The sequence below is a fragment of the Streptomyces griseorubiginosus genome, assembly GCF_017614965.1.
GTDB classification, from domain to species: Bacteria; Actinomycetota; Actinomycetes; order Streptomycetales; family Streptomycetaceae; genus Streptomyces; species Streptomyces griseorubiginosus_B.
Genome location: NZ_WVUG01000415.1, coordinates 1 through 6,426 on the forward strand (window position 1 = coordinate 1; position 6,426 = coordinate 6,426).

The 6,426-nt window shown below is 69.1% G+C and carries 4 protein-coding genes and 1 pseudogene; all 5 read left to right on the forward strand.

All coding sequences use genetic code 11. The features are described 5' to 3' along the window. Positions 1-306 precede the first annotated feature (306 nt). The 5 genes and pseudogenes from GRC12_RS40600 to GRC12_RS40615 all read left to right on the forward strand — a co-directional run bounded on the left by GRC12_RS40600 (position 307) and on the right by GRC12_RS40615 (position 6,302). Positions 307-3,753, forward strand: coding sequence for a WD40 repeat domain-containing protein (locus GRC12_RS40600; protein ID WP_244374527.1), 3,447 nt, complete (start codon positions 307-309; stop codon positions 3,751-3,753). Positions 3,754-4,362: 609 nt separating this feature from the next. Further along, positions 4,363-4,512 (forward strand): annotated as a pseudogene (locus GRC12_RS46130) (dTDP-4-dehydrorhamnose reductase); the annotation flags it as partial. A 102-nt stretch (positions 4,513-4,614) separates the two neighbouring features. Then, positions 4,615-5,139 (forward strand): AAA family ATPase, encoded by a 525-nt coding sequence (locus GRC12_RS40605; RefSeq protein WP_208785469.1) that lies wholly within the window; start codon positions 4,615-4,617, stop codon positions 5,137-5,139. A gap of 75 nt (positions 5,140-5,214) precedes the next feature. Next, positions 5,215-5,730: a winged helix-turn-helix domain-containing protein gene (locus tag GRC12_RS40610; RefSeq protein WP_208785470.1), complete on the forward strand. Its 516-nt coding sequence runs from the start codon at positions 5,215-5,217 to the stop codon at positions 5,728-5,730. Next, positions 5,727-6,302 carry a transposase gene (locus GRC12_RS40615; RefSeq protein ID WP_208785471.1) on the forward strand — a complete coding sequence of 192 codons (576 nt, stop codon included), beginning with the start codon at positions 5,727-5,729 and terminating at the stop codon, positions 6,300-6,302. Before GRC12_RS40610 ends, GRC12_RS40615 begins: the two co-directional genes overlap by 4 nt. The last annotated feature ends 124 nt before the right edge of the window (positions 6,303-6,426 follow it).

Genomic DNA, 6,426 nt, shown 5'->3' on the forward strand with positions numbered 1-6,426 from the left:
CGCCCTTCGTCCGCGAACTGCAGACTCTCCTTGCCATCTGCACCGGCGCCTGCCCCACCTGCCACCGCAACATACCCACACCAATGCGAACCTGACCAAGCCCTACTATCGTCTGGTTGATCGCCGGTTCGCTAACCTGGGGTTGGCGGCTTGCTCGCCTGAACCACCCGGCGATGCGCCTGGGGGGCGGTGAAGGTCCTGGTGCCTGACGACCTGTGATTCTTCGGCGAAGTGGAGATGCAGCGGCCTCGGGTTGTGGTGAGTTTCTGCCCGTCTCGGCCATGCTGACAGCTAAGTTGTTGATCTATGGATCGGCGCCCCATCAAGCTTGTGGTCGATGTCCTGCTCATGCTGGTCGGGACCCTGTTGGGTATCGCGACGAACTACGCGACCGGCCAGTCGGACCATGTGCCGCTGGCACTGCGGCTTTTGCGGGAGTGGTCGGTGCCGCTGATCGGCGTCGCGCTGGTGCTGCTGGTCGGGGGCCAGATCGCGCTGCACCTCCTCGATCGCCCGGCGCCGGTGCGCCGGGTGTGGAACAGCGCCCAGCCGCCGTACCCCGGGCTGGAAGCCTTCACGGAGGACGACGCGGCCGTCTTCTTCGGGCGGGACCGGGAGATCGCCGAGCTGGTCGGACGGCTGCACCCGGCGGTGCCGGGGCGGGCGCAGCGGTTTGTGACCGTGGTCGGGCCATCGGGGAGCGGAAAGTCGTCGCTGGTGCGGGCCGGGCTGCTGCCGGCGCTGGCCCGGCGACGGGGGCGCTGGGCGGTCGCGTCGCCGTTCTCGCCCGGTGAGGACCCGGTCGGCACCTTGCAACGGCGGCTGGCTCAACTGCCCGGCGAACGGCCGGCGTTGCTGGTGATCGACCAGCTGGAGGAGCTGCTCACCCTGTCCGGTCGCGAGGAGCGGAACGCGTTCCTCACCGCCGTCCGCGACGCGCTAAGGGGTGACTCGCGGCTGTGGATGGTGGCCACCTTGCGCTCGGACTTCCTCACCGGGTTGCTGGAGTCCGGGTTCGCCGAGCTGGTGCGTGACCCGGCCGTCGTCGGCGCACTCGACCGGGACGCGCTGTATGAAGTCATCGAAAAGCCCGCCGAGCAGGCCGGGCTGACCTTCGCACCGGGCGTTGTGGCCTGCATGGTCGATGAATGCGGCGGAGGCGACGCGCTGCCGCTGCTCGCCTACACCCTCCAAGAGCTGTACCTGCGTGCCGGAGGGGCCGGCGGGACGGTGACACTGGAGGCGTACCGCGCCCTCGGCGGCGTCACCGGGGCCTTGTCCGAGCGGGCCGACCAGATCACCGGCGAGCTGGCGGACGCACCCGTGATCTCCACCCTGCTGCGGTTCGTCACCATCGATCGCAACGAAGCCACCCGCCGCCGGGTCCGCCGTGCCGACCTCGCCCCGCAGGAACAGCAGGTCGCCGACGCCTTTGTCGCCGGACGCCTGCTTATCGGCGACGGGGGCGCCCTGGACGTGGCCCACGAGGCGCTGTTTCGCCAGTGGGCGCCGCTGCGCCAAGCGGTCGTCGCCCGCAGCGAGGACCTGCGCCGCCGCACCGAGCTGGAACGCTGGGCGCAGGACTGGGACCACGCAGAGCGCCGGGACGCCTACCTCCTCACCGGGGAGCGGCTGTCTGTCGCCCGGCGGTGGCTGGCGCAGTCCTCGCGGACGGTCGGCGCGACACCACTGGTCGAGGAGTTCGTGGACCGGTCGCTACGAGCGGAGGGGGCCACGATGGAACGTGCCGCGGACGCGGTGGCCGTCCAGGCCCTGGAACGCCTCGACACGGAGCCGGAGACCGCCGTGCTCGCCGCCCTTGCGGCAGTCGAGGAGTGCGCGGCCACGCCGGGCTCAGTCCAGGCGCTGCACACGGCTTTGGGCGCCTCACGGCTGCGAGCCGTGCTGCGCGGCTTCGAACGCGGCGCGTCCGGTGTGGCCTGGTCGCCGGACGGGCTGCGGCTGGCCGTGTCCAGCGACGACGGGACCGTACGGGTGTGGAGCCCGGAGGCCGACGACCAACCGGTGGTCCTTGCGGGGGACGGCGCCTGGGTACAGGGGGTGGCCTGGTCTCCCGACGGATGCAGGCTTGCGGCCGGCTGCAGGGACACCACCGTGCGCGTCTGGTCCTCCGTCACCTGGTCCGAACTGACCGTCCTACGCCACACGGCGGCGACCGGCGACCGGGAGGAGGGGGTCGGCGGTGTCGCCTGGTCGCCTGACGGCAGCCGCCTCGCATCGGTCGGCAGCGACTGCGCCGTGCGGATCTGGGACGCCTGCACCTACGCCGAATCCGCAGTTCTGCCCGGGCACCAGCGCATGGTCTGGAGCGTGACGTGGTCACCCGACGGAAAATACGTGGCCAGTGGCGGAGAAGACGGCACGATACGGGTCTGGGCCGCGGCCACCGCAGCCGTCGTCACCGTGCTCACCGACCACCAGAACAACATCGAGTCGGTCCGATGGTCGCCGGACGGCCGCCGGCTCGCTTCGGCCTCCGGTGACCGAACCATACGGATCTGGGACACCGGTAACTGGCAGGTGCAGCGGACGCTGGAGAGCCCGGAGGTCATCAACTCCCTGGCCTGGTCACCGGACGGCACACGCCTCGCGGGTGGTGATGCCGACCGTACGGCCTGGGTCTGGAGCATCGAGGGGACCGAAGGCGAGGACCGGTTCACCGGACACGCCGACACCATTTACGGCATCGCCTGGTCTCCCGACGGGAAGAGGCTGGCGACCGCCTCCCGCGACCGGACCGCAGCCGTGTGGAACGTCACCGAAACCAACAACGTCTTCAGCGGCCGCGATGGCGCGGTACTCCGCGTCGCCTGGTCGCCCGACGGGACGTCCATCGCCTCCGTCTACCAGGACGGCTCCCTGAGCATCCGGGACTTCGCCTCCGGCCGTACGACCGGCGGGTGGCACGACGGTGAGGTGTCCGATGCGGCCTGGTCCCCCGACGGCACCTGTCTGGTCATCGCCCTGCGCGATGGTGCGGCCGTCGTGTGGCGCCAGGACGGCCGCGGCGATGACATCAACCTGGCCGGACACACCGAGGAGCTCTCCCACGTCTCCTGGTCCCCTGACGGCACCCGCATCGCCACCGGATCCCGCGACGGCACAGCCCGCGTGTGGGACGCCGCCACCGGTGCGACCGTCCACATCCTGCGCGGCCACGAGGACTGGATCGGCGGCACGGCCTGGTCACCGGAGAGCCGCTATCTGGCCACGTCCAGCACGGACCGCACCGTCACCGTCTGGGACACCACCGACGGCACCGCCATCACCACCCTGCACGGTCACCTGGACTACGTCTGGAAAGTCCACTGGTCACCCGACGGCCGCCGCCTCGCCACCGGCTCCCGCGACCGCACGATCCGCCTGTGGGACCCCTTCCAAGGCACCGAACTGGCCGTCATGGCCGGCCACGAGGAGCGGGTCCAGGATGTTGCCTGGTCGCCCGACGGCACCTGCATCGCATCCGTGTCCCACGACCGCACGGTCCGGCTCTGGCACCCGAACAGCGCCACCCAGACCGCGGTACTCGGCGTCCACGCCGACCGGGTGAGCGGCCTCGCCTGGCACCCGGACGGCTCCCGGCTGGCGACCGCCTCCCGCGACCGCACCGTACGCGTCTGGACGATGGCCGACCACGACATCGACGGCCTGCTGCGCCGCGCCCGCCAGCGGGTCTTCCGGGAACTCAGCACCGAGGAGCGCCGCTCTTTCCTGCTACCCGACAGGAACTGACGTCCACCTTCGGCGCCTTTCCACTCGAAAGGAATGGATCGGCAGGCCGTGCCTGCGGGGTGCGGTCGGGCCGGAGTGGTACGACAACTCCGGGCTCACGCCGGCCGCCTGGTGGGCCGCCGGGGTCGGTGCCGCGCTCCACGCACGAGCAGGCGAGTGTGAGGTGAGTTCGACCGCCTGCTCAAGACTGGCCTGGCCGAACGCCCCTGCACCTTCCTCGTGGACGAGGCACAGTGGCTCAACGGGGACGCGTTCGAGCATTTCCGCTACCTGTGGGACGAACTCCACCCAGCTCGCGGTCATCTTCGTCGGCGGCGAGGGCTGCCACACCGTGCTGCCCCGCGAGGCGATGCTCTCCTCCCGCATCTTCATCTGGCAGCACTTCACCCGCCTCACCCCCAGCGAGGTCCTCGAGACATCCCCCTGTTCCACCCGATCTGGGCCGACGCCGCCCCCTACGACTCAGTAGTTCGAGACGCAATTCGACCCAGAGTTCCCGCCTCGGCGAAGTTCGAGCAGTCTCATCGAAGTTGGAGCGGAGCGAAACTCCTCTACTGTCTCGCCTCATGACGGTCCTGATCATCGGCGGCAGCGGTTTCCAGGGCACTCGTGGCTGAGGCCAGCCCGTGCCTCATCCTCAACGCGACGAGCGGCTGGTCCGACTGGACGGTTACGGCCGAGGGCCCCGTTCGCCTGGCGGTGGCTGCAGCGAAGTATGAATGCCGTCTGGTCCAGGTATCCAGCGATGCAGTGTTCTCCACCGTTATCTGGGGTTCCCAGGGTGTTAGTGCAGGTCAAGGCCGTGTAGCTGTGTGAGGGACGTTAGGCACGGTGCTTTGGCCTTCGTGACAAGATCTGGGTGTGACGACGTTGTTCCTGACGGTCGGCCTGCCAGGGGCCGGAAAGACGACGAGAGCTCGGCAGCTGGCCGAGGAGCACAGCGCTCTGCGGCTGACGCCGGACGAGTGGATGCGCCCACTGTTCGGCGATCCACAGCCGGAGGGGAAGCGCGATGTGCTGGAAGGACGGCTGCTCTGGCTTGGTCTGGAGGCGCTGAGGTTGGGCACCAACGTGGTCCTGGATTTCGGATGCTGGTCTCGCGACGAGAGATCCGCGATCCGCTGGTTGGTGATGTCTGTGGGCGCGTCCTTTCAGCTTGTGTATATGCCGGTGGACCATGAGACCCAACGTGCTCGGGTCGCCCATCGCCAGTTGACCACCCCTGATCAGACCTTCGCGATGAGCGAGACGGACCTCGTGCACTGGAGGACGCTGTTCGAGGAGCCCGATGCTGCGGAAATCGAGGGCCATGGGGTGGGAGGTCCGCCTCCTGGGTGGTCAGACTGGTTGGAGTGGGCTACCGATCGGTGGCCGTCACTCGCGTAACCGTCCGGCCCTAGACTACTGAGTTTTTCGTTAGTTCTGTGGGTGCAGGAGCTTCAGTGGTGTGAGGCTGTTGGTGTGTCTTCCGAGTCGCAGGCCGTGGTTTCCGATGTGTCCGTTCCGCCCCTGACCCGGCCCCAGTTGGCCGAGGCCCGTCGCATGCGGGCGGTCGAGCTGTTCGAGCAGGGACGTGCCACGTCCGAGGTGGCACGGATGGTGGGGATGCATGCCGAGAGCGTGCGCCGGTGGAAACGGTTATGGGAGCAGGGCGGTGCTCAGGCACTGCGGCGGCGTCCGGCCACCGGGCGGCCGCCCAAGCTGGATGACGCGCAAGTCGAAGCTGTTCGGGCCGCGTTGGAACAAGGCGCTCAGGCGCACGGGTTCGAGGCGGACCTGTGGACGTTGGAACGCGCCGGCGTGGTGGTGGAGCGGGTGACCGGGGTGAAGCTGGCCCGGGCCTCGGTGTGGCGCCTGCTGACCGGGCGGCTGGGGTGGAGCCTGCAGCGGCCCAGGCGGCAGGCGGTCGAGCGGGACGAGTCCGAGATCGCCCGATGGGTCGCTCAGGAATGGCCCCGCATCAAAAGGGGGCGGTGAAGAAACGTGCCTGGATCGTGTTCTTCGACGAATCAGGCATATCGCTGCTGCCTCAGGTGCGCCGCACCTACGCGCCGCGCGGCCGCACTCCGCTCTTGCGGCACCGGCTGAACTGGAAACGAGCCGGGATGGCCGCCGCACTGGGCTACCACGCCGCCGACGGCGAGCGCGGCCCACGGCTGTGTTTCCACCTCAAGCCGGGCACCTACGACACCACCTCCCTGATCGACGTGCTGGAACGCCTCAAGGCCTTCTACGCCGGGGAACCGGTGGTGCTCGTTTGGGATGGACTGTCCGCTCATAGGAGTCGGGGCATGCGGGCCTGGGCGGCCGAACAGGACTGGCTGACGCTCGAGCGGCTGCCGGCCTACGCGCCCGAACTCAACCCCGTCGAACTGCTGTGGTCGGCCATCAAGACCTGCGAGCTGGCCAACCTCGCCGGCGACCACCTCGCCGACGTCGCTGACGCAGCCGAACGAGGCATCCAACGCGTCTGCTCCAGCGCGCAACTCCCATGGTCCTTCCTCACACACACCGGCCTCACCATCCACCCTCAGGCCCCACAGAACTAAGTAGCTGTTGTCGTTCCGATCTTGAGGGGTGCGCGTCGAACGGGAGTCTCGATCGGGTGATCGCAGCTGGCCGCGGGCATGAAGGCAGGGCCTCTTGGTAGCTCGGGGTTGCGAAGCCAACCGA